Below are 22,035 nucleotides of genomic sequence, written 5' to 3'. Positions count from 1 at the left end.
CGCAGCCTCTCGTTGGCGCAGCCTCTCGAAGAGAAGAGAAGAGAAGAGAAGAGAGGAGAAGAGTTCTCTTGCGACATATATTTATAAGAAAAGGTTTTCCGCTTGTGGCATTGATGGTCAAGACAGTAGCTATCTTACCAGAAAATCCCCCGCTCACAATACCTACTATTAGAGTACATTGTTCGCGTAGCGGATGCACCAGAAGGTGGTGACTTCCGTGACTAGTTAAGGAAAACGAAATAGGTGAGACTGACTGGCGGGAAAAGAAATAATCTAGCGCTAATTATCAGCAGCTGATGACAATTTTCCAACAAGTCATCAATAAAAATAAATAGTGTGTCCCCGAAGGCGTTGATTATCAAGTGAAGTAGATTTTAGATCCAAAGGAATTGCGATCGCACAATTTTCTCCTTTAACCCTCTTTCATCACTATCGGATAAATTAACGTGAGTTGGACGATACAGCCAAACGTTGATTCAGATGAAACAGGCTAAATGCAAGGATTCTCACCAATCAATGTCTTGCTGTCAAAACCGATTATCTTAAATCAACTATTAAACTACTTGACATTAACCCAGGACTAAGTGTTATATTAACTAGAGTAAAGTCTTTGGGGCGTCGCCAAGTGGTAAGGCAGCGGGTTTTGGTCTCGCCATTCCTGGGTTCGAATCCTAGCGCCCCAGTAAATCTAAAGACAGGCATAAGTGCCTGTCTTTTAGAGTATTTAATTACATTTTTAAGATGCGTCTCAATGCATCTAATTCTGTGAACGTTACTTGTCAGGCGATTTGAGAGCTTGATCCAGAGTCTGCCGAGCCTGTTCTGCTTTAGATCGCGCTTCCTGGTAACGCACATTAGCTTGGGCAAAATTTTTCAGAACTTTAAAACCTTCCTTAAGTCGAGTAATTTCCTCTTCTGTCACCGACTCGTCAGTGAACAGAACATCAACCGCTTTGCGAATTTCCAACGCTTCCGCTCGTGACTCCTGAACTTTTAGCTTGAGTGTGGCCAGGTTACTCAGAACCTGGACAGCTTGTGTAATGGTATCTTCACCGCTAGCAGGATCAATAGTTGACTCTTTAACCTCAATTAATTGTTGAGGGCCAAATCCTTCTTCCAGTTCCGTGGGTAGCTTACCTGCATCCATCAGTTCCATCAGCTGATCCATTGCTTTGTCACGAGCTTTAGCTGAATCTTTTCCAGAAACAGTAAGGATAATTTCTGGACTTTGAGCGAGAGTGTACTGAACCATATTTGAGCAGAAAATTTCCTGGTTAACCAAGCTGAAGCAAATAACTATAACATATTGCGTGTTAGGTTATTTTTGGGTTTATTGACTTTAGTGTGGGTTTGCCAAATTCATGTGATTTCTATTTTTAATGATTTCAAGCTTTATTGCTGCCCCTGGCAAGTCGCTCAAAATAAAACTTTATACTTAAGAAAACGGGAATAAGTTTTAACAGGAGAGGAGAGCAATGGCTCCCAGTCCCACCATCATGCAAGCTGTGGAACAGCTGGGTTACCGTGTCACCGTTGGAGATGTGGCAACTCAGGCAGGATTGAACGTCGCTGAAGCTAATCAAAGCTTGTTAGCCCTGGCATCTGATGCTGGGGGACATTTGCAGGTAGCGGATTCAGGTGATATAGTTTACCTTTTCCCAGAAAACTTTCGAGCAATTTTGCGTAATAAATACTTCCGGTTACGATTGCAGGAATGGTGGAAAAAGGTCTGGAGTGTTCTGTTTTACTTGATTCGCATTTCTTTTGGAATTTTCTTAACTGTTTCCATCATCCTGATAACTGTTACCATCTACATTATCATTACCTCTACCAACTCAGACCGTAACGGTAACAGTCGGGGCAGTAATTTCGGTGGCGGATTCTTCTATTTTCCAAATTTATTCTGGTATCTTAGCCCAAATTATGACACCCAGAACCAGGAACGGCGACGTGAAAGGCGCGAAGAAAGCAATCTGAATTTCTTTGAAGCTGTCTTTTCGTTTTTGTTTGGCGATGGTAATCCTAACGCCAACTTAGAAGAACGTCGCTGGCAAGAAATTGCTACGGTGATTCGGATTAACCGTGGCGCAGTGGTAGCGGAACAAATTGCTCCATATTTGGATGACATTGGCGAGGGATATACAAAAGAGTACGAAGATTATATGCTGCCCGTTCTGACGCGATTTAATGGGCAACCGGGGGTAAGTCCAGAAGGGCAAATTGTTTATTACTTCCCAGAGTTGCAGGTGAGTGCAGTTAAAAAACGCCGTCATTCAATATCAGATCACTTGGAAGAATTTCCCTGGCGTTTTAGTGCCGCAAGTTCAGGGCAAATTATGCTGAGTGCTGGGTTGGGTGTACTAAATTTTGTTGGTGCTTTAGTACTGGGAAGTTTGTTGAAAGATGGCACAGTTGCCGCCCGATTAGGTGAACTGGGGGCTTTTGTAGGTTTTGTCAAAGGAATTTATTGGTTGCTATTGGCTTATGGAGCAGGTTTCTTAGGCATACCCTTATTGCGTTATTTCTGGATTCAGTGGCGTAATCGTAAAATAGGCGATCGCAACCGCGATCGCATTTCCAGAGCAAGGCTATTGGCAAGTCCTGATGCACCTTTGCAACAAAAAATCGACTATGCTCAACAATTTGCAACAGAAAAAGTCATTGGCAACGAAGATTTAGTGTATTCTAGCGAAACTGACTTACTCGACCAAGAAGTTCAGCGTTCTGCACAAATTGACGCTGAATGGCAACGGCGGTTAGATGAGTCATAAGCAATTTGCTTATCCAAAATTTCCCATAATCAGAAGCTAACAAAAATGGGCGGGCATCTTGCCCACCCATTTGAGTTTTTCAGGGAGTGCGTTAGCGTAGCTCACGGGCACAGCAATGCTGTACCCCTACGATAAATCTATATGTATCAGGGTTTGTGTGAAATGGTATAAGCTGTGGTTGTTGCTTTCCAAAAACGGTTATTAAAAGTAGGGAATTCCACAGAATAAAATATACATAGAGTAAAAATGGCTCTTTAGCATTAATCCAATTCCACCTACTCTCCCACCTAACAATAGCCCATTTAAGACTCCCTTACCTCTGAGATAACTTTTTGGGCTATGTGAAAAGCAGAGATATATGAAAGTTGAAGACTACCTCCAAAATCATCTTCTATGGGATGCCTTATTTGCGTAGACAGGGAGTAGGCTTGCCGTGAGTGTAGCCGAATGGGAAGAAGCCTTTTCGGGGTGTACTGATTTTTTTCAAAAATCAAATACGAGTCCTATAGCTCAATTCTTATTTCTATGAAAAGCTCGGCGTCTGCGCCCATTTTCAACCAAGGGTTTTCGCAACGGTACTACCTCAGCTTCACTACTCTCGCGTGCTACCCGAATCAGCAACCCAGCAGCGATTAAGCTGGCAATCATGGAATTACCACCATAACTAAACATGGGTAAAGGTAAGCCAGTAGTCGGTAAAGAACCTGTAGCAACACCGATGTGGAGCAATGATTGTCCTACTATTAAAATCGTCACGCCGATCGCTACCAATCGATGTACTATATTTTTAGCCTTCAGCGCCACAATTAATCCAAGAGTGGCGAATGTAGCTAAAAGTACTAACAATACCATACTGCCAACAAAGCCAAACTCTTCAGCGAACACGGCAAAAATAAAATCAGTATCCTGAATTGGTAAATAAAACAGCTTTTGTTGAGAAAGCCCATATCCAGAACCCCAAGTTTTACCAGAACCTACGGCGAGTAGACTTTGCACCAACTGATAGCCATCTCCTGTAGCATCCGCCCACGGATTCAGGAATGACATCACCCGCTTCCGCTGATACTCTTTAAAACTAATACTCAGTATTGCCAACATCACTCCACCAATTGCTGTTCCTCCCAGGTACTTGTAAGGTAAGCCAGCTGCTAGAGCAATTAGCCAGATAGTCATGCCGCAAAGTGCTGTTGTACTCAAGTTAGGCTGGGCAAGAATTCCTAAAAGTACCAGACCGAAAATACCCAACCAAGCCAAGCGAACCCGCCAACTGATTCGTTCCCACTGACCAAAAAGCCGCGCACTTTGCAGCACCAAAAAGGGTTTAATTAATTCTGACGGTTGAATCGGAATTGGCCCGATCGCAATCCAACGCGCTGCGTCAAAAGCCTTTCTTCCCAATCCTGGGATCAGTGTGACAAAAATTAACGCTAAAAACAGCAACAAAAACCAATGGGATAGTCCCAAAATTTTCTGCAACGGCAAATTCACAATAATATTGAATCCGATTAAGGAAACTAACACCCAAAGCAGTTGACGCTTAAAGTAGTACAACCCATCATTTTGACGGACATCAGCGACAGGATAGGATGCTGAAAATAGCATGATTAAGCCGGCGAACAGCCAAATCAACGTTAACCACCGCAACAACCGCGCTTCTAATGCCCAGTTGGAGACGGAAATATCAAAAATTGGAATCAGGCGGCGTAGATTCACGATCAGTACAGGTAAAAAGTTAGAAATTAGGAGTTAGTAATAAAACTCATAAATCATAACTTATAACTCTTAAGTAGCTTTGACAACGATACATTTGATAATGGTCAACTTTAATACACTCAGCTAGCAACTATTAATCTAATTCCCAGTCGCCTTGACTAGCGATTTTAGATTTTAGATTTTAGATTAGAAGAATTTTTGGTTCATGCCCCGCCCGAAGTCAAGCGGAATAAATCTAAAATCCCAAATCTGTCTTGAAAAGTTTGCTCAAACTCCTCCACCCCCCCGCGCAACTTTTGTCTCCGACACGCTACGCGAACGCAAAATCTTCAAGCCTTGTCCCCTTCTGGGTGAGGTTAATCCAAAAGACGCTCGCGGACTCGCTAACGCAAATCCAAAATCCAAAATTGTTTGACTGGGGTTGTTCTAGCGATCGCTAGTTGATACAAAGGATATTTTTCTCAGACCACTATCAAATTTGACAACACAATACTTTTTGCTTTCCTTGATTTGACTTTTGACAAACTGAAAAATTTTTAATTTGTCACGTATCCAGAAAGTTTCTCATAAAAAGCCCAGATAAAGTTTCAGTAATATTACGGTAGTGGCTTAACTTTCTTATGGCTATGGTTAATGAACTTATTTCAAAAACTTACGTAAATATGACGAATAACAGCAAAGCCCCCACAAACACAATTGTGCGTAAATCTACTCGTCCAGCATTAGTGGGTGAGTTTCACATTCATATAAATGCTCAGACGCTTTCAACTCCTTTTGAAAAATTTCTGATCGAGACTCATAACTTTTGGAATTCCGACTTCTCAGGTCATTCCGAAGGACTTGCTCATCCTCCTCCAAAAAAGCACTTGACAATAAAAACTAATTATGAGTCATAGCTTCCAGAAAACTTTGCTAGTATTCTCCGCTACTTAGAGGATAATTCTGAAGCTATAGAAGGGTACATTGAGGCGGAATATATTCCCGTTGACGTAGAAATTGAGGAAAAATCTTTCAATCCAGAAATCGAAATTCCTTTTAAGTTTAAGTTGGCATCTTTAGCACCTGGAACATTTCCTCAAGATGAGCTCCACATCACTTTATCGCGGGAGCAGTCAGACCCAAGATTAATTAATTCCTTGCGAGATATGGGATTCTACTCACTCTATATGGAAAAATTATTTGGGGAAGTAGAAATCTTTACTGCCCAAGGAACACGCAAAATGATTCGTCAGCTTTTGCCAAAGGTTATTACATATCTAACAGCAGTGGGGGGTGTTGTACAGTCTAGCGTTAAAGAAGAAAGAATTATTCGCTGGTGGATGAGTTCACCAGAACTTGTACTGCCTTCTGTTATCAACACTGTTGAGAGTTAATTAGCTCTGTTTCATCACTGTAGTGGGAGTAATATTTAGAGTAGCTCCTATAAAATGCCAGCTAATCTAAAACCTTTGCTGGAACAAAGTTTTAAACTCTTCCAAAGGGCTTGATAGAACACCTAACCGTAGTACCGCTACGTGGAATTCAAAATTAAGCAACCTTACCAAATAAGGTTTTCACTCATTTTAAATGGTTGGTTTATTTGCGCTCTGCTGTACTGGTTAGAGTACAAGAATGAAAGCTACTTCCTTTGATTTATATCACTGTAGCAGAATTCGTTACTCTAAAAGCCAGAATCTTGTGAAGACTCAACCCAATCTTATCTGTCGATTTATCCCATTACAAACTCGTTCAAACAGGATATCAGACATCCTGGATCGTTTGAGTTTGAGAAACAAAATTATTGGCGGCTATGCTGTAGCTCTGAGCATTGCTGTAGGAGGAACGATCGCTGGATTGACCGTTGGCAATTACTACCAGGAACAAGCGAGTACCAGTGAAGACAGTGCTAATCAACAAGGTCAGCTCTTAAGTGACTTGCAAGTAGCCATGCTTCGGACTCTACCTACCATAGAGTTTGTACCTTTACTCAAAAAGCCGAAAGAGTTTGAGCAACACAAGTCGGAATTGGGTGAGCGAGCAGAAAAAATTAAGCAGCTGATCAACTCATATCTTGCACCTCACCGTATAATCCCAGAAAAAGTAAAAAGATGTGCGATAAAGCTACCTAATTTTTATTGGCTTTTATCGATAAATCAATACTTTTACTTTTTTACTGAGTAATAAAATCACATCAATTTTTGTTGGTGCAAGATGTGAGTCAACGAACTCCAGCGATCACCACAAACCACAGCTACAAAAGACTTGGATCGTTTGTTGTCCAAAGATTATCGGGCAGCGGAAAAATTCTACCAACAACTTGAAGTTTTGCTCAACCAGATAAAGCCGCAGATGTTACAACCACAATCAAGTGATGCAGCTAAGAAACAAATCACAGACTTTACAGGTGGCACCGAATTTGGTGCAATTGTTAGCTCTGCTTACGATCTCACAACTTTTATTAAAAGCGCTGAAGAGCAAGAGAAAAAAGCAAAGTACGCATTGATAGAAGCAGAAGACCTGCGAAACCAGATTATTCTTTTTGGTATGCTACTCTTAGTCTTGTTCGCTGCTGTCTTAGCCTTCTCTACCAGTCGAGCGATCGCCGGGCCGATTGAAGCTGTGACTCAGGTTGCTCAACTTGTTAGTTCTTCATCAGATTTTAGTTTGCGAGTTCCTGTCACCACATCAGATGAAATCGGTCTATTGTCAATGTCCTTTAATAACCTCATCCAAACGATCGCAACTTACATTCAAAAACTTTCACAAAAGAATCAGAAACTAGAGCAAGCAGAAGAGGCGTTACGAATAGCTCATGATCAGCTAGAAACTCGTGTCAGAGAACGAACAGCAGAACTAGCGAAAATAAATCAGGAATTGCTAATTGAAGTTACAGAGCGTAAGCGAGCAGAATCACAACTGCGACATTTGGCATTTCACGATGCATTAACGGGGTTGCCAAACCGCACTTTCTTTATGAATAGCCTCAGAAATGCGATCGATTATTCAAAACGGCATTCAGATTATTTATTTGCCGTGCTGTTTCTAGACTTAGATCGCTTCAAATTTATCAACGACAGCTTGGGACACACATTTGGGGACCAAGTACTGCTCACTATTGCTCAAAGGCTAAAGGAATGCCTGCGCTCTATAGATGTAGCTGCAAGGATGGGAGGAGACGAGTTCACAATCCTGTTGGGAGGAATTCAAGATGTCAACCACGTAGTACGCATGACTGAACGGATACAAGAAAAACTGGCACTTCCCGTAGTTTTAGATGGGCAAGAAGTGTTTACCACAGTCAGTATTGGTATTGCGTTGAGCATCACAGATTATAACCAACCAGAAGACCTTCTGCGTAACGCTGACATTGCAATGTACCGAGCTAAGACGCAAGACAAGGTGCGCTACGAGATGTTTAATACTGATATGCATATTCAGGTAATGGCACACTTGCAGTTGGAGACAGCTCTGCGACGAGCTATTGAACGTCAGGAGTTTCGGATTCATTATCAACCAATTGTGTCACTCACTACCGGGAAGATAACTGGTTTTGAAGCACTGGTGCGGTGGCAGCATCCAGAACGGGGTATTATTTTTCCAGAAGATTTCCTGCCAACTGCTCAAGAAACTGGGTTGAGTATTTTAATTGATGAGTGGGTAATGCGTGAAGCATGCCGCCAGACACAGCAGTGGCAAGACCGATTCCCTCCAAAATCAGGGAAGTTGGGTGAGCAAGCCTTGACCATTAGTGTCAATCTTTGTAGTTCTTGGTTCAGTCAACAAAAGCTACTGCTGCACATCAATCAAGTCTTACAGGAGACTAGTTTAGATATACAGAGTTTGAAATTGGAGATCACAGAAAGCGTAATTATGGAAAACGGCGAGAATGTCACCACCACGTTAAACCTACTAAGAAATTTAGGAATTAAGTTGGCAATTGACGACTTTGGTACAGGCTATTCTTCATTAGGTCGCCTTCATCACTTTCCGATTCATGAGTTGAAGATTGACCGCTCCTTTGTTAGTGGAAGGAGTGTTGGTGAAGGAAATTTAGATATTGTTGAGACAATTGTCACCCTGTCTAAAAAAATAGGTGTAACTGTGACAGCAGAAGGCTTGGAAACGGCAGAACAACTAGCATTCCTGAGAGCAATGAAATGTGAATATGCCCAGGGAAACTTTTTCTCGAAGCCCTTGGACAGTTCGACAGCAGAGGCTTTAATCGTGGCTAATCGTCAGTGGTGATTATGGCAATTTTTTACACAGTTGCAGACAACGACTTCAACTAACAACAAATCTTATTCTGATGCTATTTACTTAACATAACTCAATGACTTAATCCGATTAACTGCTTGGCTTTTAGGAGAGCAGCAACTTATGCTGCATATGATTTTTGGGGTTCACCCTATTTCAATTTATTCACTGAGTTTTTTTGTGCCTTTCTACGCTTGCAAATCTTGAACAATCCGAAAACCAGAGTGCTGATAAAAATTGGGACGAAACCAATTACGGTAATATTTTAAAGCTTCTGTACCATTAGTTATCCAACATCCCCCTAACATCATCTGATGCTTAGTATCGAAAAAGATTGCAGAATTGTCTTCATAAAGAAAATGAGGTTCATATCCGGGAAGCGAGTTTAAATTATCACTCAACCATTCCCAAACATTACCCCGTAAATCGTACAATCCAGAGTGACTTTTTGCACTTTCTAACATTCCGACGGGGCTAGGTGAGCCAAATTTGAAATTGAGATTGAAATTGTCTATATTTTCTATCAAACCGTTACCATAAGTTGCTAAATGGTACTCGGCTTCACTCATTAAACGAGTATTTTTACCTTGCCAACGACAATAAGCCATTGCTTCATAATGATTGACTTCCACAGGCCAATCTAGGGGTAAGTCGATTTCATCAAACATGGCTCGATATTTGTAGCTACCATTTTCATGTAACCAAAATTTTGGACATTGAATATTGTATTGAGTTTTCCAATTCCCAGATTCTTCATCCCAATATTCTTGATTTTCGTAACCACCAGCCTTGACAAAATAGATAAATTCGGCATTGGTAATCAGATATTTACTGGCGAAAAAGGGTGCAACTTCAACAGTGCGATCGCCATAATCAATATCCCATCCATAAGTCGAATCATTAAACGCTTTTCCGAGTTTTACTATCCCACCAGCAACTTCGATCATTTCGTTCTGAGGAGTGTAACCATTAAAAGGGGCATATTGCCAGTTTTGGGGACGTTTCACTCTCTCTACTGGTAGTTGGCGAATTAACATCGAAGAGGTTTCAATGTGAATACGCTGGTGTTCAATCGCCATAATTAAAGCCCAAAGGGGATGAGTGGGATGAATTGGCAAAGTAATTGGGGTGGTTTTAATTACTTCGGAAATTACGGAATATGCTTGTTCTCGATACTCCCAAGTTTGTGCAACTTGCGGCCATTCCAGATGAGCGATCGCTTGATTTAATTCCTCTGGTATTTGTGGATCAACTCCAATTTCAAAGAGGATTTCATAGTCGGGATTGAGGCGTTTTTCTAATAATCCTACACTGATTAATTTATTGATGTAGAAAACAGCCGCATGTCCCAGATAAAAAATCAGATAATTTCTCAGAGGATCGGGATTGAGATAAAATGTGTCTTCCCCGACTAAACTTTTCATCAGCATATCTTCCAGTTGCCAAGCATTCTTAAAGTAATCGAGGATAACTTGGCAATTACAACTATCTAGTTTTGGCGGATAAGTAGAGTGAAAATTGTTCATGGTGTCACTTAGATTGATATTTACGACAATGTACAAGATAAATATTTAATGCTCATTCAGAATTGTTAGAGATGTTATAATGTCAATCTTTTTACTTTTCAATTGGATTCTTAAATATGACAAATTTAATATTTAATAGCAAGGCTTATTTGTCATATCAGGTTCAGTTAAACACTTATAATATCTCTAGGTTGGGGAGCCACTGCGTTCATTGGTGTCAACTTCAGAAAAAATCTGCTTTGAGAAGACGTTTTGCCCTCATCCCCTAACCCCTTCTCCCAAGTCGGGAGAAGGGGAACTAGAGAATTTGCTCCCCTCTCCCAATATTGGGAGAGGGGCTGTTCTTGTGAGGGTCAAACCTCGAAAGCTTGCCAAGCCTTTATTAAATAGTTGAAGTATGGGCAATTCATGTAGCTTTAGCTTCCTGCAGGGTATTGTCCCTATTTAGGCAGAATTACATAAAATAAAATTCTAGTTCGTAGTGAGCGAGGAATCGCTCAAAACAAGGATTATCAGGACTAAGTTTTATTGATTCAATTCTGATTAATGTCTGTTATAAATGTCGCGCAACTAATTAGAGAAGCATACGGCGATGCCTTCACAGTAGGCATCGCGGATTTTAGATTTAATCTAATCTAAAATCCCAAATCGAGTTACCGATTCACCGCCGCAGCTTCCCGTGCTGCTGCTGCTTGATCTGGGTGAATACCCAAGCGTGTGAGATTAATCCGACCTTTGTTATCAATTTCGCGCACTTTGATAATCACTTCATCGCCCACTGCTACTTCATCCTCAACTTTGCCAACGCGGTAATCAGCAAGTTGTGAAATATGGATCATACCTTCTTTTCCAGGCAAAAATTCCACAAATGCACCTATGGGTATAATCCGAGTGATGCGTCCGGCATAGACATCCCCTTCGTTCAGCTTGCGGGTCATACCTTGGATGATGTTTTTGGCTCTCTTAGCCTTGTTCTCATCCACAGCCGAAATTGTCACCGTGCCATCATCTTCGATGTCAATTTTAGCACCAGTTTCCTCTGTGATCCCCTTAATAGTCTTGCCTCCAGGACCGATGACCAGACCAATCATGTCTGAATCAATCTTGATTGTTAACAGACGTGGGGCATAAGCTGAGGTTTCGGTACGCGGCTGGTCAATACAGGCGAGCATTTTCTCCAAAATGTGCAACCTGGCTGATTTAGCTTGGTGGACAGCTTGGGAAATAACATCTAACGACAGACCAGGGATTTTCATATCCATTTGCAAGGCGGTAATCCCGACATCCGTGCCGGCAACTTTGAAGTCCATGTCCCCCAAAAAGTCTTCAATGCCCTGAATATCGGTCAGAACTCGCACTTCGTCCCCTTCTTTAATCAGACCCATTGCTGCACCACTGACGGGTTTGAGAATTGGCACACCAGCATCCATTAGGGCTAGGGTGGAACCGCACACTGAACCCATTGAGGTGGAACCGTTGGAGGAAAGTACTTCCGATACGATCCGAATCACGTAGGGAAAATCTTCTTTTGACGGTAGCACAGGTATTATCGCTCGCTCTGCTAATGCGCCGTGACCAATTTCGCGCCTTCCGGGAGTACGCAGTGGCTTGGTTTCCCCGACTGAGAAAGGCGGGAAGTTGTAATGATGCAGATAACGCTTGTGTTGATCTAGCTGCATGTCATCGTTGAGGTTTTGGGCATCCCCAGGTGTACCTAGAGTACAAGCGGATAATACCTGAGTTAGTTCCCGGTTAAATAAACCGCTACCGTGGACTCGCTTTGGTAAGACATTAACTAAACAAGAAACAGGACGCACTTGATCGAGTTTGCGACCATCAACGCGAACGTTATCTTCGATGATTTGCCGCCGCATGAAGTATTTGGTAATATCTTTAAAAGTGTTACCAAGTGCTTTGCTATTTGCAGTTGCGGCAACTCGAATTGGGTCTTCATGTGACAATTCGCTGATCGTCGTGGCAATTTCATCCTTGACGACATCTAAAGCTGCATCGCGTTCGGGTTTGGTGAAATGAAATTGAGAGAGGATTTTCTTGATCTGGCTGCTAGCGCGATCGCGGATATAATTTTCTAGCGTCTGGTCTACTTCTGGTGGTGCTGCTTCCACTATTACCAGACCTAGTTCTGCGATTAAATCTTGCTGCGCTTTGATTAAGTCCCGCACTGCTTCATAACCAAAGTCAATCGCCTCGATAATATCTCGCTCTGGCAACTGATTGGCTCCCGCCTCCACCATGATCACGCCATGCGGTGAACCGGCTACTACCAAATCCAAGTCTCCAGCTTCAATTTCTGCATAGGTGGGGTTAATAATAAAATCATCTCCCACTAAACCAACCCGCACTGCTGCCATTGGTCCATTAAAAGGAATCTGGGCAATTAGGGTAGCGATCGAAGCACCTGTAACTGCTAACACATCGGGTGGTACTAACTCGTCCATCGACATCGTGATCGCAATAATTTGCAGGTCATCCCGTAGCCATGAGGGAAACAGGGGACGCATGGGACGGTCTATAAGACGGCTGGTAAGAATTGTTTTTTCTGGGGGACGACCTTCTCGGCGCATGATCCCGCCGGGAATCCTACCAGCTGCATACAGCCTTTCTTCGTAATCTACTGTGAGTGGAAGAAAATCAATGCCTTCTCTGGCTTGCGATCGCGTAGCCGTGACTAAAACGGATGTGTCCCCTGATTCTATCAACACCGACCCACCAGCCTGGGGAGCTAGTAAGCCTACTTTCAGTCGAATATCCCTACCATCGAAGGATATTGACTTATCAACTTCTGCCATTCAGTTTTTTTTCCTTCTCTTTCGCTATTCTCTTTCTGTGGCAATCCTAACATTTATGCACTATGACTGACTTCTGGTACATACAAAGATAGATAAGTCGTTCAACCCAAAGCACGATACATGATCAGCGCGTCTACCACTTGTTGATCTCCTAGCTTGGCTGCACGCGGAATCCGCCCAATGATCTCAAATCCTAACGACTGCCAAAGTGTAATTGAAGGTATATTAGTTTCAAAGACCAAATTGAACATTACTGCATCATAGCCAAGGTTAGCTGCTATCAAGAGCATCGCTTCTCCCATGAACCGTCCTATCCCCTGACCGCGTAACCCAGGTTGTACAATAAAACCAGCGTTGCAAATATGACTACACCGACCGGGAAAGTTTAGTTTTAAATAAAACGCCCCTAATATTTCTTTTGGCTTGTGTGTAGCATCTCCAACCGATGTCCTGACAACAAAGGCATCTTTACTCAACTAGTAAGCTGAAAATTCTGCCGGAGATAGAGGTTGCTTTTGGGGATAAGTTTTACCTTCAACAATTACAACATTAAGTAATGCTCTTACAACCTCCTGTTCTTGAGGATGCATATAATCTAGTTCAACTAGTATCCCGCTTTTTAAAACTTCAACAAGGGGAAAATCCATTAATTAGTAATCTTTATGCGGATTGATTGCGGAAATACTTATTATATGCAACATTTGCCGGAAAGATATTCGGGAAAAAATCTAAAAAGTAGAATATTGGCAATTTGAATTATTTAATTTTGGGAAAATCTGAGTACTTAGCAAATGGCGATTTTACACGGGAATTGGTTACTAAAAAATCAAAATGGTTGTTTATTTATTTGGGGAGAAACTTGGCGATCGCCACGAGTAAATTTCGATCCGAGTGGATCTGGAGATATATTACTACATCCATTGGCAATGACATCAGTTGAATTGAGTGAGTGGTTGCGATCGCAGAACATGGCAATTACCAACTTCATCCAGCAACCCCAAGTTGCGTTGGCTACTACTGGGCGAACGCGCAAAGCTGCAAGTGCTACTGAGATCAGTTTGCCAACGCATTCCCAAATAATTGCCCTACCAACTTATATCCCAGAAGGCAGTGGAGAAGGAACAGCAGCGATTTTCCCTGTGCATTCTGCCAGCTTAGGGCTAGACACAGACGCCCCACAATATTTGCAACCGTGGCGAGTTGAGGGTTTTTGTCTCAACCCCAGCGAAGCAGTAAAATTTCTCACTGCTGTTCCCCTAAATGCTACTAACGGGGAAGATGCCTTTTTGGGAGGAGATTTACGTTTTTGGTCGCAGATTGCCCGGTGGAGTTTAGATTTAATCTCACGGTGCAAGTTTTTACCAATAATTGGACGGCAATTAAATGCTGCATTTGTCACTAGATGGCAAGTACTTCTAGACAGTGCTATAGATGGAACCCGCCTAGAAAAGTTTTCTGCGAACATGCCGTTGGTTTGTCGTACTTATCAGGAAGAACTGGGGAGTGGGCTTGGGGACAAGGGGGACAAGGGGGGCAAGAAAAATAACCATGCCCCATGCCTAATGCCCAATACTTCGCTACGAGAGGCTGCGCGAACGCTCAGTAAAAATGCCCAATGCTCAATCTATGTAGACTTTCCAGCCGAACCTCAAGAATTACTTTTGGGATTTCTTAACAGTACGATAGATGCCCAAGTGCGAGAAATGGCGGGTTCTCAACCTCCAATGGAAGCTAAAGCAATCGCATCTTTACCAGTTGCGGTGCGACAGTGGTTGCAAGCTTTAACTACTGCATCTGGTACAGTCAATGCAGATGCAATTGAAGTGGAACGACTGGAAGCGGCACTGAAGGCTTGGACTATGCCGCTACAATACCAATTAACTCTTAAAAGTCTATTTCGTACCTGTTTTCAACTGCGTTCTCCTGAGTCTGGCGAAACCGATTGGACATTGGCGTATTTCCTGCAAGCGGCTGACGATCCTAAGTTTTTGGTAGATGCGGCAACTATTTGGAATCATCCAGTTGAGCAATTAATTTATGAAAATCGGACAATTGACCAACCACAAGAAACATTTTTGCGAGGTTTAGGGCTAGCTTCCCGATTATATCCAACAATAGTAGCCAGCTTTGAAACCGAATATCCCCAATCTTCTCGTCTCACCCCCATCCAAGCTTATGAGTTTATTAAAGCTGTAGCTTGGAGGTTGGAAGACAGTGGTTTGGGAGTAATTTTGCTTTCCAGCTTAGCGAATCGTGAAGGATGGGCGAACCGTTTGGGTTTGAAAATTACTGCCGAAATCCCAAAGACAAAGCAGGGACGTTTAGGGTTGCAAAGTCTACTAAATTTCCAATGGCAATTGGCAATTGGTGGACAAACTATTTCCAAAGCTGAATTTGATAAACTTGTGGCTTTAAATAGTCCACTAGTAGAAATTAACGGTGAGTGGGTAGAATTGCGATCGCAAGACATCAAGACAGCCCAAACTTTTTTTACCACCCGCAAAGACCAAATGGCGCTTTCCTTAGAAGATGCCTTGCGTTTCAGTACAGGAGATACCCAGGTAATTGAAAAATTACCAGTGGTCAGCTTTGAGGCTTCTGGGGCATTGCAAGAGTTGATTGGGGCGCTAACAAATAATCAGGCACTCGCACCTTTTCCCACACCAACAGGCTTTCAAGGACAGTTGCGACCTTATCAAGAACGAGGCGCTGCTTGGCTGTCATTCTTGGAACGTTGGGGTTTAGGTGCGTGTCTCGCCGACGATATGGGATTAGGTAAAACTATCCAGTTCATCGCTTTTCTGCTGCACTTGAAAGAACAGGATGCACTCGAAAATCCAACTCTCCTAGTTTGTCCAACTTCTGTTTTAGGTAACTGGGAAAGGGAAGTTAATAAATTTGCACCAAGCCTGAAAATTTTGCAATATCACGGTGACAAACGCCCAAAAGGGAAAGCGTTTTTAGAAGCAGTAAAAAAACATGATTTAATTGTTACCAGCTACTCACTTCTTCATCGAGATATCAAGTCATTGCAAAGTGTATCTTGGCAGATAATTGTTTTAGATGAAGCGCAAAATGTGAAAAATCCAGAGGCGAAGCAATCAAAAGCAGTGCGGCAATTATCAGCTACCTTTCGCATTGCATTGACGGGGACACCAGTAGAAAATAGATTGCAAGAACTCTGGTCTATTTTAGATTTTCTGAATCCAGGATATTTAGGCAATAAGCAATTTTTCCAACGTCGGTTTGCGATGCCAATTGAAAAGTATGGGGATACAGCTTCTCTGACTCAATTACGTTCATTAGTTCAACCATTTATACTGCGGCGATTGAAAAGCGATCGCGACATCATTCAAGACTTGCCAGATAAGCAAGAAATGACCGTATTTTGCGGTTTAACTGGCGAACAAGCTGCACTTTATCAACAAGTGGTAGAACAATCTTTAGTAGAGATAGAATCTGCTGAAGGATTGCAACGGCGGGGGATGATTTTGGCTTTACTAATCAAACTCAAACAAATCTGCAATCACCCAGCCCAATATTTGAAACAGGCGACATTAGAGCAACATAATTCAGCCAAACTTCTGCGGCTAGAAGAGATGTTAGAAGAAGTTTTAGCAGAAAATGACCATGCTCTAATCTTTACACAATTTGCTGAGTGGGGTAAATTACTTAAACCCTATTTAGAAAAACAGCTAGGGCGAGAAGTATTCTTTTTATATGGTAGTACTACTAAAAAACAACGTGAGGAAATGATCGACCGTTTCCAACACGATCCTCAAGGTCCACCGATTATGATTCTTTCTCTGAAAGCCGGTGGAGTAGGATTGAATTTAACACGAGCAAATCATGTATTTCATTTTGATAGATGGTGGAATCCAGCCGTGGAAAATCAAGCCACAGATAGAGTATTTCGGATTGGTCAAACCCGGAATGTGCAAGTACATAAATTTGTTTGCACTGGCACTTTAGAAGAAAAAATTCATGACATGATTGAAAGTAAGAAACAATTGGCTGAACAAGTTGTGGGTGCTGGTGAAGAATGGTTAACTGAAATGGATACAGACCAACTTCGCAACTTACTAATACTTGACCGCAATGCAGTAATTGACGATGATGCAGAATAAGTTCGTAGTCAGGACTTTAGTCCTTGAATTAAGCGATAAATCGCTCACTACAAACCTGTGAAAATTGGTGTACCAGACTACTAAGTTTTTAAATTGATTATGACTAATTACACATTACAAGCAAGCCGAGAATGGTGGTCACAACAATGGCTAGATTTGCTAGATTCTTATCGCTTTAAAAAGCGTTTAGAACGTGCGAGAAATTATGCTCGTCAAGGAAATGTTTTGAGCATTGAATTTAAAGGTGCAAAAGTATTAGCTAGAGTGCAAGGTAGTGAAATCGAACCTTATAAAGTTTCCCTTTCTCTGGAACCTTTTAGTGATGAACAGTGGGGTTATGTAATTGAAACCATGTCCCAAAGGGCAATTTTTGCCGCTAAACTTTTGGCAGGAGAAATGCCACAAAATATAGAAGAAGTCTTCACAGCTAATGGTCTTTCGATATTTCCATTTACCCTTGCTGATATCCAGAGTAAATGCTCTTGCCCTGATAAAGTAAATCCCTGCAAACACGTTGGAGCGGTATACTATCAGTTAGGCGATCGCTTCAGTGAAGACCCCTTTATACTATTTCAATTGCGCGGACGTACCAAAGAGCAAATTATCAGCGATTTACGTCAGTTACGTAGTGCCAAAATTGAACCCAATACGCCAGAAACGGTTGATGTTCAACAGTCAATTCCTAATAACAAATACTCTGTAAAAATTGACTCTTTCTGGCAATACAATGAGCCACTAGAGTCATCCTTAGTAGTGATTGCGCCTTCCACTAATGAGATGGTATTAGATGTATTAGGAGCAATCCCCCTAGCTAAGGAAGAGGAAAATGCAGTAAATTCAACTTCGAGTGATGTGGTAATGAAGTATTTGAATACAGTTTACAGAGATGTGAGCCAGAAAGCTTTTTTAGCAGCAATGAATGTGGGAGCGAGTTGATACTAATTCGTAATTCGTAATTATTTTTCGTGAGATTGTTGTAATTTTAGTTTCAGAGAATATTTGAAAAGTCGTATTGTCGGTATAAAAAGTTCTAAATAACCCTAAAGTCCCCCTTATAAAGGGGAACTTTGATTCCGGTTCCCACCTTTTTAAGGGGGGTTAGGGGGGATCTGAAAGTGCCTAAAATCACAGTGAAATACTTTTCAAACAACCTCTCAGGCCAAAGTGCTGTAGGACAAAGAGCCATCTGCAAAGATAAAATTCTCAAAACCTGTTGTGGAGAGTGTAATAACATTTCCATTGTTATTGAAGCTGATATTAGCTGGGTTTAGGACATTGCCTGAAATTACACCAGAAAAAGTGAGTTGAGAGCGATTGAAAGCACTGAGGTCTAAGGTGTCAAAACCTTTTCCACCATCCACAGTCCCAGTACCAAACCCTTTGAAGTAGTCATTTCCAGTGCCTAGATCAATACTGATACCGCCACCAATAGTAACTTTTTGTTGAACTCCATCAATGGTACTGGTGGATGTAATTTTATCATTGCCATCGCCAGTCTTGATAGTTCCTTTTCCAAAAATGCCATAGGCAGCACCACCAATTGTTGCTGTAGCCTGTCCGGTAAGAATATCACAACCATTCCCAGTATCAATTACTCCGTCGTTGGAGATGCCTATAACCATGAGGCTGTAAGTTAAAGCGTTGCCAGAACCAGTAATTGTGTCGTTGCCCTGCCCTGTGGTGATGGTGGCATCTTTCATGTTCTCGATGCCAGTTGCACGACTGTTGTCGTTCAATAAGCCGCCAGTACCACTATCTATGCCAGTGCCTATGATAATGTCATTTCCGTCTCCAGTATCTAGTTTCTTACTGTTAGTGATGCCAGTTCCAATACTGCCGATTTCACTACTGTCGATGCTACCAAAGATGTCAGTTCCAGTACCTGTACCAGTGCCTGCGATCGTGTCATTTCCGTCCCCAGTATTGAGACTGCCATTATTGCTGATACCAGTCCCTACACCGCCATCGCCGGCCATATATCCGCTACCGGAAATGCCGCCAATACCGATGCCTGTGATCGTGTCTTTTCCATCTCCGGTATCCAGTTGCCCACTGTTGCTGATGCCAGTCCCAAATCCACCGCCACCAGCATAGCGATCGCTAGCACCAGTGCCGCCCTGACCAGTGCCAGTGATCGTGTCATTGCCCAACCCAGTATTCAGTTTGCCACTGTTGCTGATGCCAGTCCCAAATCCACCGTTGCCGGCAAAAGCGAATGTACCGCCGCCGCTTCCGCCGTTGCCGCTAGTGCCATTGCCGATGATAGTGTCATTGCCCAACCCAGTATTAAGGATGCCAATGTTACTGATGCCTGTCCCTGCACCGCCACTGCCGCCACCAGTGCCATCACTCTCACTCTCATTCCCGCCGTTGCCTCCACGACCCCCAATACCGTTGCTGATGATAGCGTCATCGCCCGACCCAGTATTCAGATTGCCATTATTGCTGATGCCGATTCCAGCACCACCTTCGCTGCCATCACCAGCACCATCACGGCCTTTACCGCCAGTGCCGTTGCCTTTAATGGTATCTTTTCCTGAGGCTGTAACAATGAAACCTCCAGTTAAAATATCAATCCCAATTGCTGGAAATTTATTTAAATCTTCCCCAACTAAAGTGTCGGAACCAGCAGTGCCTGTGAAGTTGGGTGGAACCGTAAGTCTAGGCATAATTAAAATTCTCTAAATTTAGATTAGTATGGTCAGTCCACTCATTTGAATTATAATATCGCTTGGCTCTGCCTTTTGACGGACATGACTACTTTTCTTCAACTTACCTATTAATCTATTATCTCTTTGTAATGGTAATCTTTGTGTTCAGGTAAAGCTCTGATAATTTCCAAAGTAGTGCGATCGTAAGCTAACTTTGCCGCCCGATGTCCCAAGTCTTTTAGAAAATTTTCAAATTGTTGCCAGCTAATGTCGTAAAGCATTACTCGGTCTGCTCGATTTTTGGCGACTGTCATTAGTTACGACCTCCAGAATGTTTTATTGTCCAAACTCAAGCCTAGCCTGTTCTACTAAATCAGCTGTCACAACCTCTTGCTCAGCTTGACGAGCCAGCTGTTCAATTCGGGCTTTAGCTTGAGTGCGGACAAAAAAGGGAATATTTTGTAACTTTTCCTTAGCTTCAGCTGTCCATTGCAAAGCATCAATAAAATTGGAATCGCTCATAGTATTAATTACCTTGGTAAGTGGCTTAGTTGAATCAGTAGATTACTAATTTTCCTCTAAAAAAAGCCCTTGCATTTATGCAAGAGCCTCTAAATTATTTAGTTGTCAGTGATGAGATAAACTTTACAACCTAGTCGAGGTTGTCCATAAACATCACTGGCTCAGTATCACGGTTAATTCCTTTCTCAAACCCACCAGCAGCTGCCCGTGCGCGACCAGCGTGCCACAAGTGACCAACTAGGAAAAAGAATCCTAGTACAAAGTGAGAAGTCGCCAACCAAGCGCGAGGAGATACGTAGTTGAAGGAGTTAATCTCGGTAGCCACACCACCCACGGAGTTCAGAGAACCCAGAGGAGCGTGGGTCATGTATTCAGCAGCGCGACGAGCTTGCCAAGGCTGAATATCATTCTTGATTTTTTCCAGGTCAAGACCATTAGGCCCACGTAGAGGCTCCAACCAAGGGCCGCGGAAATCCCAGAAGCGCATGGTTTCACCACCGAAGATGATTTCACCAGTGGGAGAGCGCATCAGGTATTTACCCAATCCTGTGGGACCTTGGGCAGAACCGACGTTAGCACCCAAGCGTTGGTCACGAATCAAAAAGGTCAGAGCCTGAGCTTGAGAAGCTTCTGGACCCGTAGGACCGTAAAATTCGCTGGGATAAACGGTGTTGTTAAACCAAACAAACAGCGAGGCAATGAAGCCCATCAGGGAGAGAGCGCCCAAGCTGTAGGAGAGGTAAGCCTCACCAGACCAGATGGATGCACGACGTGACCAAGCAAAAGGCTTGGTAAGAATGTGGAAAATACCTCCAGCAATTAAGATAAAGGCAATCCAGATGTGACCGCCAACCACATCTTCCAAGTTATTGACGCTGACAATCCAGCCTTCGCCACCGAAGGGAGACTTGATTACATAACCGAAGATAACCGCAGGGTTTAACGTTGGATTGGTAATAATCCGAACATCACCACCGCCTGGTGCCCAGGTGTCATACAAACCACCAAAGAACATTGCCTTTAGCACTAACAGTAGCGCACCGCATCCCAAAATAATCAGGTGGAACCCGATGATATTGGTCATCTTGTTCTTATCTTTCCAGTCGTAACCAAAGAAAGAAGAGTATTCTTCTAAGGTTTCTGGACCACGGACTGCATGATAGATACCGCCAAAGCCAAGGACGGCTGAGGAAATTAGGTGGAGTACACCGACAACAAAGTAGGGGAAGGTGTCGATGACTTCACCACCAGCACCAACACCCCAACCCTGAGTGGCGAGGTGAGGTAAGAGGATTAAGCCCTGCTCGTACATGGGCTTTTCAGGAATGAAGTGAGCGACTTCAAATAAAGTCATCGCTCCAGCCCAGAATACAATCAAACCAGCGTGGGCAACGTGGGCACCCAGTAGTTTGCCAGATAGGTTGATTAAACGTGCGTTACCAGACCACCAAGCAAATCCAGTCGATTCTTGGTCGCGTCCAGTACCGCCTAAAATATTTGGTCTATTAGAGAGCGTTACCACGTGGTAATACCTCCTCAGGGAATACAAATTGTTCGTGGGGTTGATCTTGAGGAGCCATCCAAGCACGGATACCCTCATTCAGCAAAATGTTTTTGGTATAGAAGGTTTCAAACTCTGGGTCTTCCGCCGCCCGTAATTCTTGGGAAACGAAATCATAAGC

At 42.8% G+C, this 22,035-nt stretch carries 15 protein-coding genes, 1 tRNA gene and 2 pseudogenes; 8 read left to right on the top strand and 10 right to left on the bottom strand.

The features are described 5' to 3' along the window. The first annotated feature begins 611 nt into the window (after window positions 1-611). Window positions 612-683: transfer RNA gene (locus ACYTXL_RS34670), tRNA-Gln, on the top strand. Between the two features lie 89 nt (window positions 684-772). Here the strand turns inward: ACYTXL_RS34670 and ACYTXL_RS34665 are convergent. Next, window positions 773-1,252, bottom strand: a complete 480-nt coding sequence (locus ACYTXL_RS34665; protein WP_334788447.1) for a hypothetical protein — start codon at window positions 1,250-1,252, stop codon at window positions 773-775. Between the two features lie 223 nt (window positions 1,253-1,475). Here ACYTXL_RS34665 and ACYTXL_RS34660 point away from each other — a divergent pair, with 223 nt between their 5' ends. After that, window positions 1,476-2,771 carry a hypothetical protein gene (locus tag ACYTXL_RS34660; protein WP_461928531.1) on the top strand — a complete coding sequence of 432 codons (1,296 nt, stop codon included), beginning with the start codon at window positions 1,476-1,478 and terminating at the stop codon, window positions 2,769-2,771. Between the two features lie 510 nt (window positions 2,772-3,281). Here ACYTXL_RS34660 and ACYTXL_RS34655 read toward each other — a convergent pair. Continuing rightward, the gene (locus tag ACYTXL_RS34655) at window positions 3,282-4,484 is read right to left on the bottom strand and encodes an FtsW/RodA/SpoVE family cell cycle protein (protein ID WP_461928530.1); all 1,203 of its coding nucleotides are present in this window, start codon (window positions 4,482-4,484) and stop codon (window positions 3,282-3,284) included. A 662-nt stretch (window positions 4,485-5,146) separates the two neighbouring features. On the opposite strand from ACYTXL_RS34655, the gene ACYTXL_RS34650 reads away from it, so the two are divergent. The 4 genes from ACYTXL_RS34650 to ACYTXL_RS34635 all read left to right on the top strand — a co-directional run bounded on the left by ACYTXL_RS34650 (window position 5,147) and on the right by ACYTXL_RS34635 (window position 8,708). Continuing rightward, window positions 5,147-5,380 (top strand): hypothetical protein, encoded by a 234-nt coding sequence (locus tag ACYTXL_RS34650; RefSeq protein WP_461928529.1) that lies wholly within the window; start codon window positions 5,147-5,149, stop codon window positions 5,378-5,380. Between the two features lie 270 nt (window positions 5,381-5,650). Beyond that, the gene (locus ACYTXL_RS34645) at window positions 5,651-5,857 is read left to right on the top strand and encodes a hypothetical protein (RefSeq protein ID WP_461928528.1); all 207 of its coding nucleotides are present in this window, start codon (window positions 5,651-5,653) and stop codon (window positions 5,855-5,857) included. 238 nt (window positions 5,858-6,095) lie between these two features. Then, the gene (locus ACYTXL_RS34640; RefSeq protein ID WP_461928527.1) at window positions 6,096-6,644 is read left to right on the top strand and encodes a hypothetical protein; all 549 of its coding nucleotides are present in this window, start codon (window positions 6,096-6,098) and stop codon (window positions 6,642-6,644) included. Window positions 6,645-6,725: 81 nt separating this feature from the next. Continuing rightward, entirely contained in the window at window positions 6,726-8,708 is a 1,983-nt protein-coding gene (locus tag ACYTXL_RS34635) for an EAL domain-containing protein (RefSeq protein ID WP_461928526.1), read from the top strand. A 197-nt stretch (window positions 8,709-8,905) separates the two neighbouring features. Here ACYTXL_RS34635 and ovoA read toward each other — a convergent pair whose 3' ends face one another. The 3 genes and pseudogenes from ovoA to ACYTXL_RS34620 form a co-directional block, all read right to left on the bottom strand. Then, the gene (ovoA, locus tag ACYTXL_RS34630; RefSeq protein ID WP_461928525.1) at window positions 8,906-10,243 is read right to left on the bottom strand and encodes a 5-histidylcysteine sulfoxide synthase; all 1,338 of its coding nucleotides are present in this window, start codon (window positions 10,241-10,243) and stop codon (window positions 8,906-8,908) included. Between the two features lie 653 nt (window positions 10,244-10,896). Next, window positions 10,897-13,053, bottom strand: a complete 2,157-nt coding sequence (locus tag ACYTXL_RS34625; protein WP_461928524.1) for a polyribonucleotide nucleotidyltransferase — start codon at window positions 13,051-13,053, stop codon at window positions 10,897-10,899. A gap of 101 nt (window positions 13,054-13,154) precedes the next feature. Continuing rightward, window positions 13,155-13,700, bottom strand: a pseudogene (locus ACYTXL_RS34620) (GNAT family N-acetyltransferase). Window positions 13,701-13,844: 144 nt separating this feature from the next. Here ACYTXL_RS34620 and ACYTXL_RS34615 point away from each other — a divergent pair. Together ACYTXL_RS34615 and ACYTXL_RS34610 are read left to right on the top strand one after the other, a co-directional pair. Further along, entirely contained in the window at window positions 13,845-17,180 is a 3,336-nt protein-coding gene (locus ACYTXL_RS34615) for a DEAD/DEAH box helicase (protein WP_461928523.1), read from the top strand. A gap of 99 nt (window positions 17,181-17,279) precedes the next feature. After that, window positions 17,280-18,116: an SWIM zinc finger family protein gene (locus tag ACYTXL_RS34610; protein WP_461928522.1), complete on the top strand. Its 837-nt coding sequence runs from the start codon at window positions 17,280-17,282 to the stop codon at window positions 18,114-18,116. Window positions 18,117-18,334: 218 nt separating this feature from the next. Here the strand turns inward: ACYTXL_RS34610 and ACYTXL_RS34605 are convergent, their stop codons facing one another. From ACYTXL_RS34605 to ACYTXL_RS34585, 5 genes and pseudogenes are all read right to left on the bottom strand, one after another. Then, window positions 18,335-19,849 (bottom strand): beta strand repeat-containing protein, encoded by a 1,515-nt coding sequence (locus tag ACYTXL_RS34605; RefSeq protein ID WP_461928521.1) that lies wholly within the window; start codon window positions 19,847-19,849, stop codon window positions 18,335-18,337. A 110-nt stretch (window positions 19,850-19,959) separates the two neighbouring features. Then, on the bottom strand, window positions 19,960-20,145 hold the full coding sequence (locus ACYTXL_RS34600; RefSeq protein WP_461928520.1) for a hypothetical protein: 186 nt from the start codon (window positions 20,143-20,145) through the stop codon (window positions 19,960-19,962). Window positions 20,146-20,167: 22 nt separating this feature from the next. Next, window positions 20,168-20,353 (bottom strand): PCP reductase family protein, encoded by a 186-nt coding sequence (locus ACYTXL_RS34595; protein ID WP_461928519.1) that lies wholly within the window; start codon window positions 20,351-20,353, stop codon window positions 20,168-20,170. Between the two features lie 130 nt (window positions 20,354-20,483). Continuing rightward, the gene (psbC, locus tag ACYTXL_RS34590) at window positions 20,484-21,875 is read right to left on the bottom strand and encodes a photosystem II reaction center protein CP43 (protein ID WP_461928518.1); all 1,392 of its coding nucleotides are present in this window, start codon (window positions 21,873-21,875) and stop codon (window positions 20,484-20,486) included. Further along, a pseudogene (locus tag ACYTXL_RS34585) lies at window positions 21,859-22,035 on the bottom strand (photosystem II D2 protein (photosystem q(a) protein)); the annotation flags it as partial. The pseudogene ACYTXL_RS34585 and the gene psbC, both read right to left, overlap by 17 nt.

This window comes from Nostoc sp., from assembly GCF_054880495.1.
This window is presented reverse-complemented; position numbering and strand designations above follow the sequence as displayed.

Coding starts and splice junctions, on each gene's coding strand:
- ACYTXL_RS34665 (WP_334788447.1), bottom strand. CDS start 1,252: ATGGTTCAGTACACTCTCGCTCAAAGTCCAGAAATTATCCTTACTGTT.
- ACYTXL_RS34660 (WP_461928531.1), top strand. CDS start 1,476: ATGGCTCCCAGTCCCACCATCATGCAAGCTGTGGAACAGCTGGGTTAC.
- ACYTXL_RS34650 (WP_461928529.1), top strand. CDS start 5,147: ATGACGAATAACAGCAAAGCCCCCACAAACACAATTGTGCGTAAATCT.
- ACYTXL_RS34645 (WP_461928528.1), top strand. CDS start 5,651: ATGGAAAAATTATTTGGGGAAGTAGAAATCTTTACTGCCCAAGGAACA.
- ACYTXL_RS34640 (WP_461928527.1), top strand. CDS start 6,096: ATGAAAGCTACTTCCTTTGATTTATATCACTGTAGCAGAATTCGTTAC.
- ovoA (WP_461928525.1), bottom strand. CDS start 10,243: ATGAACAATTTTCACTCTACTTATCCGCCAAAACTAGATAGTTGTAAT.
- ACYTXL_RS34625 (WP_461928524.1), bottom strand. CDS start 13,053: ATGGCAGAAGTTGATAAGTCAATATCCTTCGATGGTAGGGATATTCGA.
- ACYTXL_RS34615 (WP_461928523.1), top strand. CDS start 13,845: ATGGCGATTTTACACGGGAATTGGTTACTAAAAAATCAAAATGGTTGT.
- ACYTXL_RS34610 (WP_461928522.1), top strand. CDS start 17,280: ATGACTAATTACACATTACAAGCAAGCCGAGAATGGTGGTCACAACAA.
- ACYTXL_RS34605 (WP_461928521.1), bottom strand. CDS start 19,849: ATGCCTAGACTTACGGTTCCACCCAACTTCACAGGCACTGCTGGTTCC.
- ACYTXL_RS34600 (WP_461928520.1), bottom strand. CDS start 20,145: ATGACAGTCGCCAAAAATCGAGCAGACCGAGTAATGCTTTACGACATT.
- ACYTXL_RS34595 (WP_461928519.1), bottom strand. CDS start 20,353: ATGAGCGATTCCAATTTTATTGATGCTTTGCAATGGACAGCTGAAGCT.